Below are 18,323 nucleotides of genomic sequence, written 5' to 3'. Positions count from 1 at the left end.
AGTTAGCGCTACCAGTGCGTTTCACACCTTTGAGGGTCAACGGGAGCGGCGGCGAGCGACCCCCCGTCTGAAGCGGCGAACGGATCACTTCAGGCGGGAGACCAGCATGGACACACTGTCCACTACAGACTTGCTGCACGACGCGCTCGGCGGTGGGCAAGCGGCCTGGCGGGAACTCGTCGGCCGGTACGCCCCGCTGGTGTGGCAGATCGCCCGGGCCCACCGGCTGAGCCTCGCCGACGCCGCGGACGTCAGCCAGAACACGTGGATCACCCTCGCCGAGAAGGCGGGGACCATCCGTACGCCGGAACGGCTCGGCGCCTGGTTGGCGACAACCGCCCGCCGCGAATGCCTACGCGTCATAGGGGCGCGTAGCCGGGAGGTTAGTACCGACCAAGTCGAGTGGATTGTCCAACGAGACGACTACAGCCCAGAGGCCGCGGTATTGCGATCCGACCGCGACGACCTCTTGTGGCGAGCATTCGAACAACTCAGTCAACGCTGCCGGAGCCTGTTGGGTCTAATGGCGTTCGCGCCAGAACTGAACTACGCGCAGTTGGCCAAGGCCGTCGGTGTTGCCAACGCGAGCGTCAGCACAACCAGGGCCAGGTGCCTTGACCTCCTCCGCCGCAAGTTGGCGGTCTTCGGGATGCCCGAGGGGGCGACCGGATGATCAGCGACGACGACCTGCTGGCGGAGCTGCGCACGCTGCTGGACCACTTGGACCCCATGCCCGCGCGGGTGCGCGACGCCGCGGTCGCCGCGGGCGCCCTGCTGGGGATCGACTGGGACGAGCTGGAACTGTTCACCGCCGACCGGGTGCTGGTGCGCGGCGATGGCGAAGTCTGGCGGGGCGACGGCCTCGTGGTGGAGCTGGGTGCCCGGCTCACCGGCTTGGTCGACCACGACCTGGGCGTCTCGCACATCGAGCTGCACTCTCGCGATGGCGCAACGCTGCTGCTCCCCGACTCCGTGGGCACCTTCTCCGCCGACCTGCCCGATGGCCGAGTCCGGCTCGTCTTGCACCGCTCACACGCCGCAGCGCTTGTGTCGCCATGGCTGCGGTGACGTGGAAGGCACTACAGACCTCCGCAGTAGCGCTGCACGAGGACGGTAAGACGCGAGAGGCGCGTCGGGTCGCCGAAGCTGCTCTTATCGCCGCAAGCACTGACGACGAACGTAGTGAATCGCGTCTTACGCTGGCGTGGGTCCGCCACCAGCTCGGCGATCCAGCAGCGAGCGCCCACCTCGTCAGCCAAGTTCAGGACCCACGCGCGGGGTGTCTAGCCGCTCTCCTCTTGTGTCATGACGGCGAACACGCGGCAGCGATACCGGCGCTGGAACTCGCGATAGCCGACCCTCGGTTGGATCTGCGCTGGCAGGCCAACGCACTAGTCGGACTGGGCGTCTCAGCGGCGTTCTTGCAGCGGTTCACCGAGGCCGATGACGCGCTGGAGCGTGCCTACCAGATCTATAGAGGACTCGGAGAGCTTGAGCGGGCGGCGACGTGTAAGCACAACCAGGGGTTTGTCGCGGCTGAGGCGGGTGACCTACCACGGGCGTTGGAGCTCTACGACACGGCAGCTATAGACGAAACCCGTCGCCCTGAGGTGCTCGTCGATCGAGCCAAGGCCTTGCTGGACGGCGGTCTACTGCAAGAGGCGGGGGTAGCTCTAACGCGAGCAGGCAGGTTGCTAGGTGCAGCTGGACGCGGACCGGCCTACGCCGACGCAATGCTCACCTACGGCTGGTACTGCCTACGAGCGGGAGACCTCGTCGCCGCTCGAAGCGCGGCCAGCCGGGTTGACCTGCCGGAAGCGAGAGCGCTTGACGCGCACGCGCGGATCTCAGCCGGCGAAGAGGTCGACATCGCCGATATCGCCGAGGCTTGCGAACCCGTGGTCGCAGTTCGTCTGCGGTTGGCGGCGGGCAAACCGGAACTGGTGGCCACCGAGCGGTTCTCACCAAATCACCTGCTTCGCTCGCTGGGCTGGCTGGCGCAAGCACGCTTGGCGACGACAAGAGGCGCCGCACTGGCTGCATGCAGAGCAGGGCTGAAGTCCGATCCCCGGTCGGTAGAACTGGCGAGGACAGGTCGCGAGGCCGCTACCAGCCCACGAGCCGTGTTCGCATGGGTCGAGCGCGAACGCGCGGCGAGTGATGGCACTGGTCGAGTACCAACACCTGCCGAGGTAGTGGAGGCACTAGGCGGCGCCTCGCTGCTGAACTTCTACATCCACAACGGACACACATCGGCCGTTGCCATCGTCGACCGCCGGTTCGCGGTACACGACCTCGGTCGGATAGACCTAGCCGCCGTCCGGGCCGCAATGACGCTCGTGGCCACGACGGGCCGAGGTCATGACGCCGCTAGCCATGCCCTCCGGGACTTGGACGGGCAACTCTTCTCGAAGATCGATCTGCCGCCCCGGCCACTGGTGATCCTCACAAGGCATCTGCACCAAACCCCCTGGTCAGCTCTACCTTCGTTGAGCACTATTCCGGTCACGACAGCGCCATCTGCCGCTCACTGGCTAGCCGCCGAGGGGGCCATCCCGGCGGGGCACGTCTGGGTCGCAGGCCCGAGACTCGAACATGCGGAGGACGAGGCTAGAGCGCTGCACCGAGCGCACGGCGGCGTCCTCCTCACCGGCGAAGAGGCCACCGTTGACGCCGTACTCGCCGCGTTGGCTGGGGCGGGCACCGCCCACATCGCCGCGCATTGCGTCCACAGACCAGGCGCGCCGCTGTTCTCGGCCCTAGAACTCGCGGACGGGCCGTTGTTCGGCCATCACGTCGCCAGACTGGACCGCCCACCCGCGCGGGTGGTCCTATCGGCCTGCGAGTCAGCGCTAGACCTACCGCAGGTGTTCCTCGACCACGGCACGCGGTCAGTCATCGCCAGCACTCTGCCGGTGGCCGACGAACGGGTCTCCGATCTGGTCATCGACCTGCACGCGCGGTTGGCGCTAGGCGCTGATGCCGGGGCCGCGCTCGCGGGTGCCCAGGCCGGACACCCCGGGTTGGGGTTCGTGGTGATCGGCCGCTGACCGCGCCAGGTCTGCGGCGACCTGCGGCGCGGCGAACGACGTCCCGCTCCACTTCGCCGCCCCGTAGACCCGCTCCCCGTCCACGAGCCGCACGTGGGCACTGACGACGTCGACACCGGGCGCGGTGCGGTCAACCCACTCACCGCAGTTGGAGAACGGCGCCAGGCCGCCATCCGGTCCCGTCGCGGCTACCGCGGTCACTGACGGCAACGCGGCGGGCCAGAACGGCCTCGTCGTGCTGGAGTTGCCCGCAGCGGCCACGACCGTTGGCCAGAACGCGAGTTCTTCGGCCAGCACGGGAGGGCAACGGTCATCGGCTGTGTGGCATCCAGCGCTGATCAGCAGCACATCAAGCCGCTCTCTCTTAGCCGCCGCCAGGTAGCGCGCTCTGCGCAGAGTGGTCGCCACCGTCCGGTCGTCCGTTAGGCCAAACGAGGACAGGACCGGGTACTGACGAATGGTCACACCCGGCGCATGTCGCAGAAGGACGCCCGCGACGAATGTGCCGTGACCGGCTTGCCGATCAGCGACGCCGTCCCCATCTCCGTCGATGACCTCTAGACCCCATTGGCCGAACCAGCTACGTCCCACGAACCACGGATGTGGGTCGATACCGCTATCCAGGACGAGCACAGTCGCCTGTTTCGCCCACGCCTGTCGTGGGGGTTCCGCCGGTAGGTCTACCGGAATCGCATCAGCTCCCGTTCCGTGCAGGACCGGTGCTCCTGTCAGGACGGTGTGGACGTGGTTGACCGACACCGGAACGCGATCAGCCATGTCTGCCGCCACTTGGACGCAGTCGACGCCCGCGCGCAGCCGGACGACTGCGTGCTCGGCGGGGTCAACGGACTCGATCCAGCGGTCGAGCGCGCGGACGGCGGCGGACAAGGACGCGCGCGGCACCACGAGTTGCCCCCTACGGAGCAAGCATTCGCCGGGACCATCCGGATCGTGCAAGACCAAATCGTGTTCGCGTTCGGCCAGACGGGACAGTGCCCGCGCGCCGCGGTCGGTGTGCACAACGGACACCGTGACGTCGCAATCGCGCACTCGCTCGGAAGAAGCACCACGTTCACCCGGTCCGGTGGAATCCACCGTCGGTGATCAATCCTGCCGTGGGTTCGGCACACCTGGCGTCGCGCACCGTCTTTCCGGGTGGAACACACGCGGTTAGGGTGCAGAAGGACGACCCGGTACTGGATAGTGGCCTGGTCACACCGGTCGGTGACGGATCGACGATGGGAACCGGGATGGCGGTGATGCACGTGGCGCGATCGCTCGGCGGGCCTCGGCTGCTGCTCCGGCTCGCCATCACCGGTGGGCTGATGATGGCCGCGTGGGTGATGACCGCGCTCCTGGCGGGTACCGCCGCCGCTGACACGGGTGTCGAGTTCTACCCGCTCTCGGCTGAAGGTGGGACTACCTACACCGGGGCAGTGGCCAGTTCCTCGACCAGGCCTCGCCCGCTGAGCATGGCCAGCAGCACGGGTGTCATCGCCAACGCCGTGCCCAAGCCGTCAGACCTGACTGGCACGGTCTCCAACCCGATCGTCCCCTCACTTCCGGCGGTAGAGGTGCCTGCGCCTCCCGTCCCAACGCCTCCTCCAGCTGCGGCTACCGCGCCTGTGAAGCCACAGGTCGCACCTGCTCGTAAGAGCGCCAAGTCGCACAAGCACGCCACGAAGTCGTCGCGCGCTGCTGCTGTTCATAGACCCAACGCGGTGCCGCCACCTCAGGCAGCACCGCCCGCCAAGCCTCCGGTTCCTGCTGACGGACCCCAGGCCGAGTCGGGGAAGACGCCTTTGCCCCCCGCTCCGGCCGCACCTGTGTGCCCAGCGGCACCGGGCTCGGCAGCGTCACCGACGTACGACAACGGCGGACACGGTAGGGCGCTCCTAGGCGTCCTCGGCGATCGCGCACGGGTAGTGCCGCCATACGCGACAGGCGTAGCGACGGCGAGCTCGATGCAGGCACCCGGTGACGTCGCCGGGCTGCTCAGCTCCTCACCCGACTGACCGGGTCGATCTCACGGGACTGGTCTGCCTGACGACCGGTCATCCCCCTCGGCGGCCTCCCGCCACTAGAGCCATTTCCCAACCCGATCTGCCGACCGCGCCCGGTCAGATCGGGACCTGGCCCCGGCGCCGCGATGCCCCCGCGGCGCCGGGGCTCCCCCCTCGGCCACCCCTGGCGGTCGGCACAACGCGGGGCTGTGCCGACCGCCGGGGTGCTACCGAGGTCGAGCCGCGCTCGGGTGGCGAAAGGTCCAAACAACTACACCATCCAGCGCATTGGCTTTGTACCGCCTCGACACCGGCGAGGCCAGCTAGGCGACCGGGATTAGACCGTCGGAACCGAGCGTTCCAGGCGATCCGGTGACGCGCGCGGCCACTGCTGCCAGCCTGCGCACGGCTTCCACCAGGTCCGACGCCGGTAGGGTGTACGGTACCCGGAGCCGTCGATCCAACCCGCCGTGGACGCTGAACCGGGACGCGGGCGCCACCCGGACCCCCACGGTCTGCGCCGCCACCGCGATCCGGGTGCCGATCGGCGCGGGGAGTTCGCACCAGAGGCTCAGGCCGCCGCGCGGGACCTCGAACGACCAGTCCGGGCAGTGCTCACGCAGTGAGTCGACCAGCACGGACCTGTTCGCCGCCATCTCCGCCCTGCGCTCGCGCAGCATCGGCTCCGGATCGGCGTAGAGGTGGGCGAGCAGGAGCTGCTCGAACACGGGCGAGCCGAGGTCGAAGGCGCGCCGGGACGCCGCCAGTCGCCCGATGACCTCCTCCGAGGCCCGGATCCAGCCCAACCGGAGGCCGCCCCAGTGCGACTTGCTGGCCGATCCGACGGTGATGACCAGGTCGGCCTCGAAGCACCCCATGGGTGGCGGGCCGTCCAAGGGGTCGCCGTCGAGGTCGAGTTCGACGAGGGTCTCGTCTACCACCGCCGGTGTGCGCGCCCGGCGCAGGATCGCGGCCAGCTGCTCTCTGCCCGCGGCGTCCAACCTGCGGCCGGTGGGATTCTGGAAGTCGACGATCAGGTAGGCCAAACGGGGAGCGGCCTGCCGGAGAACGACCTCGACGCCCTCTAGATCCCATCCCTGCTCGGGCATCGGCACGGGTACCGGCATGACGTGCGCTGAGCGGATCGCCTCTAGAGCGTTGTTGTAGGTGGGCTGCTCGACCAGGACACGGTCCCCTGGTGCCGTCATGGCCCGTAAGACCAACGCAAGGGCATGGTGGGCGCCGTTGGTGACCAGGATCTGATCCGGCGTCGTAGGCAAGCCGCGAGCGGTGAAACGCTGAGCTAGGCGTTCACGCAAGATCTCGACGCCGTAGCCCATATAGCCGTGACAGGACAGCTCTAGCGCGAAGGCGCCCCGCACAGCGTCTACCGCGAGCCCAACACCAGGCAACGCACCCGGCGCTGCTGTGGCGAGGTCTAAGGGCTGAAGGCGCTCAGGGAAGGGCGCACTGACGTGGGCGGCAGGCAGAGTTGTCCGCGACCCAGAGCCTCGTCTGCTGACGATGAGGTCCTCTTCGCGAAGTTGGTCCCACGCGGAGGCCACCAAAGTGCGACTGACGCCGAGAGCCGTGGCGAGTTCGCGCTCGGCGGGCAGCGTCGTGCCGGGCGGGAGTTGGCCGTCGAAGAGCAGCAATCGGATGCCCGCGGCGAGACCGGCGGACCCGGCCCTGTTGCCTTGGTCACGCCACTCGCCGAGCATGCGGACCAATCTCGCAGCTGAGACCCGTCCTCCAGGGGGAAGCATGGGCCAATTATCGCAGATTGGCCCTCGAAGAAGGGCCAATCTTGGGCAACGATGGTCCGCATGGCCCCCACCAACCTGTCCCCCGTCCCGCTGCGCACGAGCCCGGGCAGACGCCTGCCGCAACTCTTCGCGGGCCTCGCCCTCTACGGCTTCAGCACGGGCCTGCAGATCGAGGCGGCTCTCGGCCTGGCACCGTGGGACGTGCTGCACGAGGCACTGCACAAGATCACCGGGTTGAGCTTCGGCACGGTCACCGCGCTCACCAGCGTGCTGGTCCTGCTGTGCTGGATCCCGATCCGGCAGCGACCGGGCGTTGGGACTATCGCGAACGTCTTGCTCGTGTCCACGTCGATCGACCTGACGCTGTGGCTTGTGCCTGCACCAGAGGCCATGGCGACCCGAATCGTGCTGATGGTTGTCGCCGTTGGCCTTAACGGGCTCGCGACCGCCGCCTACATCGGCGTGCGCCTAGGGCCAGGACCGCGCGATGGGCTCATGACCGGGGTCTCGGCCAAGACCGGGTACTCGATCCGATGGGTGCGCACGGGTATCGAGGTGATCGTGCTCGCGACGGGGTGGCTGTTGGGCGGGACGGTCGGCGTCGGCACGCTGCTCTACGCGCTCGCGATCGGACCGCTCGCGCAGGCGTTCCTCCCGTTCGTGACCTGGCGTCCGCAGGCCGAGGCCAAAATCGGACACTAGGGTCAGCGGTATGACCACCGCTCCCACACTGCCCCGCTGGAGTCTGGCCGTCCCGCCGTTCGCTCTACTGGTGCTCCTGATCTCTTACGGCCGCGACCTGGGGCCGGTGCTGATAGCCCTGGTGTGCGTTGGCCTAGGAGTGGCAGTTACCGCTGCCGTGCACCACGCCGAGGTTGTCGCGCACCGAGTCGGCGAACCGTTCGGCACGCTGATCCTGGCCATCGCGGTGACGGTCATCGAGGTCGCGTTGATCGTGACCCTGATGGTCTCCGGCGGCGAGAAGGCGGCGTCGCTGGCCAGGGACACCGTGTTCGCGGCGATCATGATCACGACGAACGGCATCGTGGGCCTGGCGCTGCTGGTCGGCTCACTGCGGCACCGGGTGCAGGAGTTCCGCGCGCACGCCTCGGGCGGCGCGCTCGCGGTGATCACGGCGATGGTGACGCTGAGCCTCGTGCTGCCCACGTTCACCCTGAGCACGGCCGGGCCGACGTACTCAGGTTCGCAGTTGGCGTTCGCGGGTGTGGCGTCCTTGGTGCTGTACGGGGTGTTCGTGTTCGTGCAGACCGTCCGGCACCGGGATTACTTCCTGCCCAAGACAAGCCTGACCGAGGACGATCACGCGGAAGCGCCTACATCCCGGACAGCGATTTCCAGCCTGGTTCTGCTCTTGGCTTGCCTTGTGGCAGTAGTGGGGTTGGCTAAGACGGTGTCACCGACGCTAGAGGCTGCGGTGGAGTCCGCTGGCGCGCCGGTGTCATTCGTCGGTGTGGTCATTGCTTTGCTGGTACTGCTACCGGAAACAGTTGCCGCCGTTCGAGCCTCTTTGCGCAACCGGCTTCAGGTCAGCCTCAACTTGGCGCTGGGTTCGGCCTTGGCGAGCATCGGGCTGACCATCCCGGCGATCGCCATCGCCTCGATCTGGCTCACCGGCCCGCTGACGCTCGGCCTGGGGCCCAAGGAGTTGGTGCTGCTGGTGCTGACCGTGCTGGTGAGCATGTTGACCTTGGTCACCGGCCGGGCGACCCTGCTGCAGGGCACCGTGCACCTGACGCTGTTCAGCGCGTTCTTGTTCCTCGCCGTCACTCCGTGATCATGCCTGTGGACAAATGAAGACGGGCTTGACAAAACTCGTGGACACTCGAACGCGACACACCACACAGGCGAGGAGACCATCGTGTTCAACGAGACCAAGGCGTTCAGCGGCTTCTCCGTTGACGACATCCCGACCGCCGAACTGTTCTACAGCAGCACGCTGGGCCTGCGGGTGTCCGAGGTGAACGGGATGCTGACCCTGACCCTCGGCGGTGGCGGCACGGTGCTGGTCTACCCGAAGCCCAACCACGTGGCCGCGACGTTCACCGTGCTGAACTTCCCGGTCGACGACATCGAGTCCGCTGTGGACGAACTCATCAGGAAGGGGGTGCGGTTCGAGAAGTACGAGAACACCGATGAGCGGGGGATCATGCGGGGGTACGGGCCACCGATCGCGTGGTTCACGGACCCGGCGGGCAACATCCTGTCGGTGCTGGAGGTCTAGCGAGCGCACCGCCACGCGGACGCCGACCCGCACCCCCAGCCGCTGGGGTGTGCCGAGATCGGATCAGCTGGTGCGCAGGTAGGTGGTGACGTTCTCGTGGGTGACCCCCAGGGAGGTCAACGCCTCCGCGGCGACACCACCCGCCTTGAGCATGGCGAGGAGCAGGTGTTCGTCGCCGATGGACTTGTCGCCGCGGGCCAACGCCTCGCGGAGGCTGAGTTCGAGGACGCGCTTGGCGTCGCCGGAGAAGGGGACCCGCCAGCGGGGGCCGATCGAGCGGGGGCGGCGAGCCGTGCCGCTCAACGCACCCGCGCCGTGGGTCTGCTCGACGGCGGCGACGACGGCTTCGACGTCGATGCCGAACTCGCCGAGTGCGGCCGCGTCGGCATCCGACAGGCCACCGCGCCTGCGGATGCTGTCGATGGCCGCTTGGGCCGACGCGGTGGTGACGGCGTGGTGGGCGAGGACCGCCGTGCCGCGACTGCCGTCCTGCTTGAGGAGCGCGAGCAGCAGGTGCTCGGGCTCGATCCGCGCGGCCTCGTCCTGCTCGGCGAGGTGGACCCCGTCCCGCACGACCAGCCGGGCCGCTTTGGTGAACCGCTCGAACATCTAGTTCCTCCCGTACTTCTTGTGCACGGCCTGTTTGCTCACCCCGAGTTCGGCCGCGATCTCCTGCCATGACCACCCATTGAGCCGCGCGCTGCGCACCTGCACCGCCTCCAACTGCTCCAGCAGCTTCCGCAGTGCGGCGACCGCACGGAGCCCCACCCGGGGATCCCGATCACCAGCCGCGCTGGCCAACTGTGTCGCTTCAGCCATGCCGTCAACTTACGTTGACGACAGTCCGCTTGTCAACCCAAGTTGACGACGTGGGTCTCGTGACCGACCCCTGGTGACGACCCGCGGGCTCGCGAGGAGCGGGGGCGGGGGCGGGGGCGGCCCGAGCGAGTGTCGGGCTGAGCGGGAGTGGCAACAGGAGCGGCGGCCGCGTGGGTGGCGGTGAGTGCCTGGCTGCGCACGTTCCACGACGCCAAAGGCACGTGCTTGCCTACAGGAGCAGTGCGATCGGCCGTCCTCCAGAGGGCGGCCCTCGGTCCGGAGCACCTCGTCACCGGGGCGGCGACGGAGTGGACGGCTGGAGCGGGCAGCGCGGCAGGACGGGTGGGGTTGGTCGCGAGCGGGGTGGCGTCAGTAATGGGACTAGTGGGAATGGGAGGTGGAGTTGATCTCGCCGTGGGTGTTGGGCGGGGGGATCGGGTTGGTGGGAGCATCGGGGGTATGCCGGAGATCGCGGTAGCGGAGGCGGCGGGTGTAGGGCTGGGTGGCGAGCAGCGGCCCAGTGAGGACGTTGTGCTGGTGTTGCCGGATGCCGTCGTGTTGTTGGACGGGGCCACCTCGATGCGCGATGACCTGCCTGGTGGCGGGGTGTTCGCGGGGGAACTCGGCGCCCAAGTCGCCGCGCGGTTGTCGGCGGCGCCGGAGTTGGATCTGGGGAGCCTGTTGGCTGGGGCGATCCGGTCCGTCGCGCGGGGAAACGGGTTCACGCCGGGCGAGAGTCCGTGTAGCACTGTGGCGATTGTGCGGTGGGACGCGGACACCGTGGAGGCGCTCGTGTTGGCGGACAGCCCTGTCGTGGCGTTCACGCCGGAACCGGATGTCTTATCGGACACCCGATTACGGCACGTGCCGCGTGGGAGCTACCGCGATCGGTTACGCGGGGGCGGCGGGTACTCGGCGGATCACGTGGCCGCGGTGCGGGCGTCGGCTCGCAAGACGTCGGCGTTGCGGAACCAAGAGGGTGGCTACTGGGTGGCGGAAGCCGTGCCCGCGGCGGCGCACCGGGCGATGCGGCGGTCGTGGCCACGGGGGTCGGTGCGGTCGGTGCTCATGGCCAGCGACGGGGTGTCGTGCGGGGTCGACGACTACCGGTTGTTCGGCTGGGCGCAGGTGCTCGACCTGGCCACCGCGGCCGGACCCCAGGCCGTCCTGGACACCGTGCGGGAAGCGGAGCGCGACGATCCGGACGGCCTCAAGTGGCCGCGGCCCAAGGCGCACGACGACCAGGCGCTCGTGGTCATCACCTTCTGACGCCCCAGACCAGGACCCCGGAAAGGCCGAACCGCCGAGGGGGGAGGTCTCGGCGGTTCGGAGAACGCGGGTGGTCAGGCCGTCGGAGCGGGCAACGGCTTGCCCAGGCCGATCCACTCGAAGCCCGCGCGGCGGGCGACGGCCGGGTCGAGCAGGTTGCGGGTGTCGACGACGATCGGGTTGCGGACCGACTCGGCCAGCCGCTGCCAGTCCAGCGAGCGGAACTCGGGCCACTCGGTCAGCACGATGACCGCCTCCGCGTCCTTCGCCGCCTGGTACGGGTCGTCCGACACGGTGACCGAGGACAGGTCCGGGTGCTGGGTGTCCTGGCGCAGCGCCGGGTCGTAGCCGACCAGGTCAGCGCCCGCTTGGCGCAGCAGCGCGGCCACGGCCAGGGCCGGGGAGTCGCGCAGGTCGTCGGTGCCCGCCTTGAAGGTCAGGCCGAACAGCGCGAGGCGGCGGCGCGACAGCGAGCCGTTGCGCTTGCCGGTGACCGCCAGCCGGACCTTCTCCACCATCCGCTGGCGCTGCCGGGTGTTGGTCTCGATGGTCGCCCGGATCAGCCGGAACTCGAAGTCGGCCGCGTCCGCGAGCTGCAGCATCGCGGAGGTGTCCTTGGGCAGGCACGACCCGCCCCAGCCCGGGCCGGGCTGCAGGAACGCCTGGCCGATGCGCTTGTCGTAGCCCATGCCCTCGGTGACGTCGGTGATGTTCGCCCCGAGCCGGTCGCACAGCTCGGCCACCGCGTTGACGTAGGACAGCTTCATCGCCAGGAAGCAGTTGGCCGCGTACTTGACCAGCTCCGCGCTGGGCGCGTCGGTCAGCACCGTGGGCGCGCCGAGCTTGGCGTAGAGCGCGGCCACCCGCTCGGCGGCGTCCTGCTTGCTGCCGCCGACGACGATGCGGTCCGGGTTCAGGAAGTCGTAGACTGCGCTGCCCTCCCGCAGGAACTCCGGGTTGGACACCACGGCGACGTCGGCGCGGTCGAGCAGCTCCTCGGTGCGGTCGGCGGTCCCGACCGGCACGGTGGACTTGTTGACCACCACGCAGTCCGCGGGCAGCAGCTCCCGGACCTCCTCGATCACCGACTCGACGATGCTCAGGTCGGCGACGCCGCCGACGCCCATCGGCGTCGGGACGCACAGGAACATGACCTCCGGCTCGTGCCGCACGGCCGAGGCCGCGCCGAGCACGAAGGTGAGCCGACCGGCGGCGATGCCCTCGGCGACCAGGTCGGCCAGACCCGGCTCCAGGATGTCGACCTCACCGCGGGTCAGCCGGGCGACCTTGTCGGCGTCGACGTCGGCGCAGATCACGTCGTGCCCGAGGGAGGCCAGGCAGGCCCCCGTGGTCAGCCCCACGTAACCGGTGCCGATCACGGCGATCCGTCGTACGAACATCAAGTACCTCTCCCCTGCGCGAACGCGCAGTCAGCTCTGGCCGCGGACCGGCTCGGTCGCGATGATGCGAGTCGCGGCGAACTCGCGCAACGCCGCTTCGTCACGCAGGTCGACCAGCTGGTTGCCCCACTGGTCGCGCAGCTCGTCGGTCGTCTCCCCGGACCTGCGGTCCACGCTCGGCCAGCCGTCCGGGAACGGGCCAGCCGAGGGGAAGCCCAGGAGTTCGTCATACACCCCGACGTACGCCTGCGCCTGCGGGCGCCAGTCCAGCACCTGCTCGGCCCGGCGTCGACCCGCGGTCCCCAGCTCGGCGCGGCGCGCGGGGTCGTCGGCCAGTTCCAGCACCGCGTCGGCGAGGCCGTCGCTGTCGCCGGGCTCGACGTAGACCGCGCAGTCGCCGCCGGAGACGACCGTCTCGGTCAGCCGGTAGGCGACAACCGGTAGGGCGTACGCCATGTACTCCATGGTCTTGTTCATCGTGGACACGTCGTTGAGCGGGCTGCGCGGGTCCGGCGAGAGGCCGATGGACGCCGCGGACAGGTAGCTGGCGATCTTGTCCGGCCCGACCCGGCCGGTGAACTCGACGTAGTCGTCGAGGCCGAGGTCGGAACTCTGCTGCTTGAGCTCGTCGAGGCAGTCGCCGAAGCCGAGCAGCACGAAGCGGAAGTCGCGGCGGCCGTGGTGGTGCACGATGCGGTCGGCGGCCAGCAGCACGCCGTCCACGCCGTCCTGCGGCCCCATGATGCCCAGGTAGGCGACCAGGTGCTTGCCGCCGCGGCGCAGGTCGGGGTCCGCGTACACCGGCCGCATGACGGAGGTGTCGGGCCCGGAGCGCACGACGGTGGTGTGCTCGCGCTTGACGCCGCCGCGGTTGACCGCGATGTCCTGGTAGGACGTGTTGGTCGAGATGACCCGGTCGGCCGTGCGGAAAGTGCGCCGCTCGAGCCACTTGAGGATGGCGAGCTGCACCTTGCCCGCGAGCTTCTTCGGCTCGCCGAAGCGCGACCGGAAGACCTCGGGGTTGAGGTCGTGGTGGTCGAAGACGAACTTCACCCCATCGAGCTTCCACGGCAGCGCGAGCGCCCAGTACGTGTCCGGCGGGTTGCACGCCTGCATGACGTGGAACCGGGCGCGGCGGCGGACCTTGAGGCTCAGCGCGGCGGTGCGCAGCCAGCAGTAGACGAACTCCCAGGCGTACCCGGCGACGCCGTCGGCCTGCTTGGGCGGGGCGTACTTGTAGAGGTGGACGCCGTCGAGAACGGCGTACGCCGGGTCACCGGGCCCCTTGGGGCAGATGACCGACACCTCGTAGCCCGCGGCTCTGAGCGCCTTGCACTCCAACCACACCCGCCGGTCTAGCGGGACGGGCAGGTTCTGCACGATGATCAGGACGTGCGGGGCCCTCTGACGGCTCACGGGGACCTCTTCCTGGGGTGGACCACTACTGCTGTGTTCGCTCGATCGGGTATATCGGTTACCGGCGGTGTGAGTTAACCCCGCGACTACCCACCAAAGATTCGGTCCAGTTCGGCAGCTTGTTACACACCGTGGTTTTTTTCCGATACGCGGGTCGAGGCACCGCGGCGATGCGGTCTAGCTGCGGAGGTGTTCGGGTGTACGTTGCGTCGACCAGGCAGACCAAGGCGTCGCCGTCGGACGGTGGAGCCCGCCCGAGCCGGGTGCCGACCACCGTTGTGCTCCTGGGCACGGTGAGCCTGCTCACAGACATCTCCTCGGAGATGGTGACGGCGTTCCTGCCGATCTACGTGATCTTCAACCTGCAGATGAGCTACCTGCAGCTCGGCCTGCTCGACGGCATCTACACCGGTGCCACGGCGGTGCTGCGGCTGGTCGGTGGGCACATCTCGGACCGGGTGCACCGGCACAAGGCGGTCGCCATCGCCGGGTACGGCATGTCGGCGGCGACCAAGCTGCTGTTCCCGGCGATCGGCGCGTCCTCGGTCGGTCTCGGTGGCGTGCTCGCGATCGACCGGGCGGGCAAGGGCCTGCGCACCGCCCCCCGCGACGCGCTGATCTCGCTGGTGACGCCGAAGGAGAAGCTGGGCGAGTCGTTCGGCGTGCACCGCACGATGGACACCATCGGCGCGCTGCTCGGTCCACTGGCGACATTCGCGCTGCTGACCTGGGTGACCACCCGGCCCAACCCGATCTTCATGATCAGCTTCTGCTTCGCCGCGCTCGGTGTGATCGTGCTCATCTTCTTCGTCCGCCAGCCCCGGCTCGAGCGGGTCCCCGGCAAGGTCGTCACCCTCCGGGCCACCGCCGACCTGCTGCGCAACAAGGGCATGCGCCGGACCACCATCGCCGCCGGGCTGCTCGGCCTGGCCACCATCTCCGACGCGTTCGTGTTCGTCGTGCTGCAGAAGGTCTCCGGGGTGTCGCCGACCTGGCTGGCGCTGATGCCGGTCGGGACGGCGCTGACGTTCCTGCTGGCCGCGACCCCGCTGGGCAGGCTCGCGGACCGGCTCGGCCGCTGGCGGGTCTTCTTCGCCGGGCACGTCGTGCTGCTGGCGGTGTACCTGCTGCTGCTCGGCCCGTTCACCGGGATCGTGCTGGTGGTCATCACCGTCGGGCTGCACGGGCTGTTCTACGCCGCGACCGATGGCGTGCTGATGGCCCACGGTGCGACCCTGGTGCCCGAGCACCTGCGGGCCAGCGGCCTGTCGATCGTGCAGACCGGCCAGGCCCTCGCCCGGTTCGCCTCCTCGATCGCCGTGGGCCTGCTGCTGCAGAACCTCGCGTTCAGCACCGCGGTGCTCATCTCGATCAGCACTATGGTCATCGCGCTGGTCGGCGTGTTCCTGCTCATCCGCCCGGAGGTCTCGCGGTGAAGGACTGGTTCGTACGGAACCGGATCGTGGTCGGGGTAACCGCGATGGTGGTCGTGATCGCCCTCGGGGTGGTCTACGTGGTGGTGACGGTGCGGGACCAGCAGGTCGCCGCGACCCAGCCGGGCGCCGCGGTGGCGAGCGGGCTGACCTTCGTCGACAACGGCAGCGGCCAGAACCTCGTGTCGACATTGGACGCTTCGGGCAAGAGGACGCCGGGGGAGCTGAAGTGTCTACGCGTGTACACCTCCGCCGGTACGACGGTGTGCCTGCGGATGAGCCTGCCTGGCGCGTATGAGGCTGCCGTGTACGTGGGAGGATCCGAGGTCCGGACGGTGCCCTTGCCCGGTACGCCGTCGCGCGCGCGGGTGTCGGCGTCCGGCAAGATCGTGTCGTGGACCGTGTTCGTGACCGGTGACTCTTACCTCGCCCCGGGCGGGTTCTCGACGCGCACGGGGATCCTGGACCTCCGCACCGGCGAACTGGTCGAGTCGCTGGAAGCGTTCTCGATGACGATCGAGGGCGTGCCGGACAAGCGGGTCAACGAGAACTACTGGGGCGTGACCGTCGCCTCGGACGACAACTCGTTCTACGCGACCCTGGGCTCCGGGAACACGACCTGGCTGATCAAGGGCGACCTCAAGACCCGCGCCATGGTGACCGTGCGCCAGTCCGCCGAGTGCCCGTCCCTGTCGCCGGACCAGACCCGCGTCGCGTACAAGAAACGCGGCGGGCGCCTGGGCACCTGGCAGCTCTACGTCCTCGACCTGGCCTCCGGCAAGGAAACCCAACTCCCCGGCTCCGACGGCGTCGACGACCAAGCCGCCTGGCTCAACCCCACAACCCTCGCCTACGCCAAGGTCCAACAGGGCGGCGCCCCGACGATCTACGAATCCGCCGCAGACGGCACCGGCCAACCCCGAGAACTGGTCGCGGCCGCGTCGTCACCGGGACCAGCGGCTTGACCAAGCAGTTGACCTGAGACAGCATTTGTTACAGGTTGATGCAGCACTTCTTACATCTGCGACGTTAAAAACGCTGCACATGGGTGTAATATTTGCTGCATGGAGGCGCAGCGAGGACTGGGACTGCTTGGCGCGTTCACGGCTGAGCAGTGGGGCATGGTGACGTCCCGACAGGCCGGGGGTGTCGGCGTAGACGGCGTCACCCTGCACCGACTGGAGAAGACAGGCCACCTCGACCGCGTCCGCCGTGGCGTCTACGCGGCCACCACGGCAGTGCGGTCCGGCGCCCGCGAGGAACAGGCCGCCTGGCTGGCTCTAGATCCGGGAACACCCGCGTGGATGCGGGAACCTCTGGCTGTGAACGGCGGGGTGCTCTCCCACCAATCCGCCGCCCGGCTGCACGGGCTCGGCGACCTGGTCGACGACCGGATCACCATCAGCGCGCCGAAACGGCGCACCAGCCGCGACCCAGACCTGTGGTTCAAGACAACCCACCTGGACGACGACGACGTGACCTCGCTGGACGGGCTCCCGGTGACCACAGCCGTGCGCACCATCTGCGACCTGCTGGACCAGCACGTCGACGGCAGCCACGTCGCCGCGATCATCCGACAGGCGGTCGAGGCGAACCTGGCGCGCCTGGACACGCTCGCCGAGCGGATCGGCCCCTACGCCCTCCGCTACGGCGTCCGCCGACCCGGAGACGGCGAGGCACTGCTCGAACACCTCCTCGCCCAGATCGGCACCACCACCGCCCAACTCGCACAGCGCCCGGCCCCACCGCGAACCACCGCAGCACAAGGCTTCCGCAACGCCATGCAAGCTCTCACGGGCATGGGATCAGTCGATATCACCGCACTGCTGGGCACCGCTGGAATCGGCGCACCCGCCGGCGATTCGACCGACCGGATCCGCTCAGCAATCGCAGGCATACGCGTGTCGCCCAAGCCCGACACGCGTCCCCTCCGTGCCATCGTCGACGGCGAGGACGAAGATGGCGGCCGTGGCGCTACCACCGAAACCGAGAACCCCCAGTAGTTATCTGGCCTCCCAAAAGGACCGTGCCAAGAACAAGGCCAGGGAGACCGGGGGCTCGTTCACCGAATTGCTGCAACTGCACTTCCACCGGCGGCTCATCGCTCGCGTCTTCCACGGCGAGCACGCCGAGCGGTGGGTCCTCAAGGGCGGACAGGCCATGCTGGTGCGCTGGCCCGCTGCCCGCTACTCCAGCGACATCGACCTGCTCAGCACCGAGGACACCACCGCGGCGGCCGTCGAGGTCCTCAAGGTGGCAGCGGCGCTCCGCCTCGACGACGAGATCTGGTTCGGCCACCTGTCGACCTCCGAACAAGTCGACCTGGACAACCCGACCCGCAACGTGCGGTTCCGGGTGATGTTCGAGCAGGCTCCCCTCGCGGGCTACGAGGTCAACGTCGACGTGGTGGCCGCCGATCACGCGCCGCGGGGCACCGTCACCACCGAACCGCTCGACCCCGTCTTCACCACCGAGTGCGCTCCCTGGCCCGAGGCACGCCTGTTTCCCGTCGAAGACCACGTCGCTGACAAGATCTGCGCGATGTACGAGCTGTACCAAGCCAAGGGCAACCCATCCAGCCGGTACAAAGACCTCGTCGACCTCGCCCTGTTCGCCGTGAACACCTCGCTCTCCGGCATCGAGACCCACCGCATCCTCCGCGATGAGGCCGCACGCCGGGTACGGCACGGCAAGAACCTCACCCTTCCAGCCGCCTACCGAGTTCCCAGCCGCGACTGGTCCATCGGCTACCGCAAGGCTGCCCAAGGTGTCGGCGAGCTCCCGGCCCACCTGCGCACCCTGGACGGGGTCCACGACCTCGCCAACGCCTTCATCACCCCACTCCTGCGACCCGAACCACCCGCCGGGAAGTGGCGTCCCCTGGAACAAGCCTGGCGCTGAACGAGGGGCTGCCCCACGCAGGCT

17 protein-coding genes are annotated in these 18,323 nt (G+C 68.8%); 11 read left to right on the top strand and 6 right to left on the bottom strand.

The features are described 5' to 3' along the window. The first annotated feature begins 106 nt into the window (after positions 1–106). From LV79_RS06715 to LV79_RS06705, 3 genes are read left to right on the top strand one after another with little or no spacing between them, the layout of a single operon-like run. The gene (locus LV79_RS06715) at positions 107–673 is read left to right on the top strand and encodes an RNA polymerase sigma factor (protein ID WP_253833130.1); all 567 of its coding nucleotides are present in this window, start codon (positions 107–109) and stop codon (positions 671–673) included. Then, a complete protein-coding gene (locus LV79_RS06710) occupies positions 670–1,068 on the top strand; it encodes a hypothetical protein (RefSeq protein ID WP_253833128.1) in 399 nt (132 codons plus the stop codon). The genes LV79_RS06715 and LV79_RS06710 overlap by 4 nt, the downstream gene beginning before the upstream one ends. After that, positions 1,056–3,050, top strand: coding sequence for a CHAT domain-containing protein (locus LV79_RS06705; RefSeq protein ID WP_253833126.1), 1,995 nt, complete (start codon positions 1,056–1,058; stop codon positions 3,048–3,050). Before LV79_RS06710 ends, LV79_RS06705 begins: the two co-directional genes overlap by 13 nt. Here the strand turns inward: LV79_RS06705 and LV79_RS06700 are convergent. Both LV79_RS06700 and yczR read right to left on the bottom strand, forming a co-directional pair. Then, positions 2,970–3,827 (bottom strand): S8 family peptidase, encoded by an 858-nt coding sequence (locus LV79_RS06700; RefSeq protein ID WP_253835853.1) that lies wholly within the window; start codon positions 3,825–3,827, stop codon positions 2,970–2,972. The two genes, LV79_RS06705 and LV79_RS06700, sit on opposite strands and share 81 nt — an antisense overlap. A 1,549-nt stretch (positions 3,828–5,376) precedes the next feature. Continuing rightward, positions 5,377–6,819, bottom strand: coding sequence for a MocR-like transcription factor YczR (yczR, locus tag LV79_RS06695; RefSeq protein ID WP_443612876.1), 1,443 nt, complete (start codon positions 6,817–6,819; stop codon positions 5,377–5,379). Between the two features lie 60 nt (positions 6,820–6,879). On the opposite strand from yczR, the gene yczE reads away from it, so the two are divergent. The 3 genes from yczE (at position 6,880) to LV79_RS06680 (ending at position 9,061) form a co-directional block, all read left to right on the top strand. Next, positions 6,880–7,521, top strand: a complete 642-nt coding sequence (gene yczE / locus LV79_RS06690) for a membrane protein YczE (protein ID WP_253833122.1) — start codon at positions 6,880–6,882, stop codon at positions 7,519–7,521. Positions 7,522–7,531: 10 nt separating this feature from the next. Further along, positions 7,532–8,614, top strand: coding sequence for a calcium:cation antiporter (locus LV79_RS06685; protein ID WP_253833120.1), 1,083 nt, complete (start codon positions 7,532–7,534; stop codon positions 8,612–8,614). An 84-nt stretch (positions 8,615–8,698) separates the two neighbouring features. After that, on the top strand, positions 8,699–9,061 hold the full coding sequence (locus tag LV79_RS06680) for a VOC family protein (protein WP_253833118.1): 363 nt from the start codon (positions 8,699–8,701) through the stop codon (positions 9,059–9,061). Between the two features lie 63 nt (positions 9,062–9,124). Here the strand turns inward: LV79_RS06680 and LV79_RS06675 are convergent, their stop codons facing one another. After that, complete coding sequence (locus LV79_RS06675; RefSeq protein WP_253833116.1) at positions 9,125–9,670, bottom strand: Clp protease N-terminal domain-containing protein; 546 nt, start codon at positions 9,668–9,670, stop codon at positions 9,125–9,127. Continuing rightward, positions 9,671–9,880 carry a sigma factor-like helix-turn-helix DNA-binding protein gene (locus tag LV79_RS06670; RefSeq protein WP_092781370.1) on the bottom strand — a complete coding sequence of 70 codons (210 nt, stop codon included), beginning with the start codon at positions 9,878–9,880 and terminating at the stop codon, positions 9,671–9,673. A 459-nt stretch (positions 9,881–10,339) separates the two neighbouring features. Here LV79_RS06670 and LV79_RS06665 point away from each other — a divergent pair, with 459 nt between their 5' ends. After that, entirely contained in the window at positions 10,340–11,149 is an 810-nt protein-coding gene (locus tag LV79_RS06665) for a hypothetical protein (protein WP_253833114.1), read from the top strand. 74 nt (positions 11,150–11,223) lie between these two features. On the opposite strand, the gene LV79_RS06660 is transcribed toward LV79_RS06665, so the two are convergent. Further along, on the bottom strand, positions 11,224–12,549 hold the full coding sequence (locus tag LV79_RS06660) for a UDP-glucose dehydrogenase family protein (protein ID WP_253833112.1): 1,326 nt from the start codon (positions 12,547–12,549) through the stop codon (positions 11,224–11,226). Positions 12,550–12,579: 30 nt separating this feature from the next. Next, complete coding sequence (locus tag LV79_RS06655; protein WP_253833110.1) at positions 12,580–13,965, bottom strand: glycosyltransferase family 4 protein; 1,386 nt, start codon at positions 13,963–13,965, stop codon at positions 12,580–12,582. Positions 13,966–14,162: 197 nt separating this feature from the next. Between LV79_RS06655 and LV79_RS06650 the strand changes: the two genes are divergently transcribed. The 4 genes from LV79_RS06650 (at position 14,163) to LV79_RS06635 (ending at position 18,299) form a co-directional block, all read left to right on the top strand. Beyond that, complete coding sequence (locus LV79_RS06650) at positions 14,163–15,401, top strand: MFS transporter (protein ID WP_253833108.1); 1,239 nt, start codon at positions 14,163–14,165, stop codon at positions 15,399–15,401. Next, a complete protein-coding gene (locus LV79_RS06645) occupies positions 15,398–16,363 on the top strand; it encodes a TolB family protein (RefSeq protein ID WP_253833106.1) in 966 nt (321 codons plus the stop codon). Before LV79_RS06650 ends, LV79_RS06645 begins: the two co-directional genes overlap by 4 nt. A 99-nt stretch (positions 16,364–16,462) precedes the next feature. Beyond that, the gene (locus LV79_RS06640; RefSeq protein WP_253833104.1) at positions 16,463–17,401 is read left to right on the top strand and encodes a type IV toxin-antitoxin system AbiEi family antitoxin domain-containing protein; all 939 of its coding nucleotides are present in this window, start codon (positions 16,463–16,465) and stop codon (positions 17,399–17,401) included. After that, positions 17,367–18,299 (top strand): nucleotidyl transferase AbiEii/AbiGii toxin family protein, encoded by a 933-nt coding sequence (locus LV79_RS06635; protein ID WP_253833102.1) that lies wholly within the window; start codon positions 17,367–17,369, stop codon positions 18,297–18,299. Before LV79_RS06640 ends, LV79_RS06635 begins: the two co-directional genes overlap by 35 nt. Positions 18,300–18,323: the final 24 nt, after the last annotated feature.

It is taken from the genome of Actinokineospora globicatena, from assembly GCF_024171945.1.
GTDB classification, from domain to species: domain Bacteria; phylum Actinomycetota; class Actinomycetes; order Mycobacteriales; family Pseudonocardiaceae; genus Actinokineospora; species Actinokineospora globicatena.
This window is presented reverse-complemented; position numbering and strand designations above follow the sequence as displayed.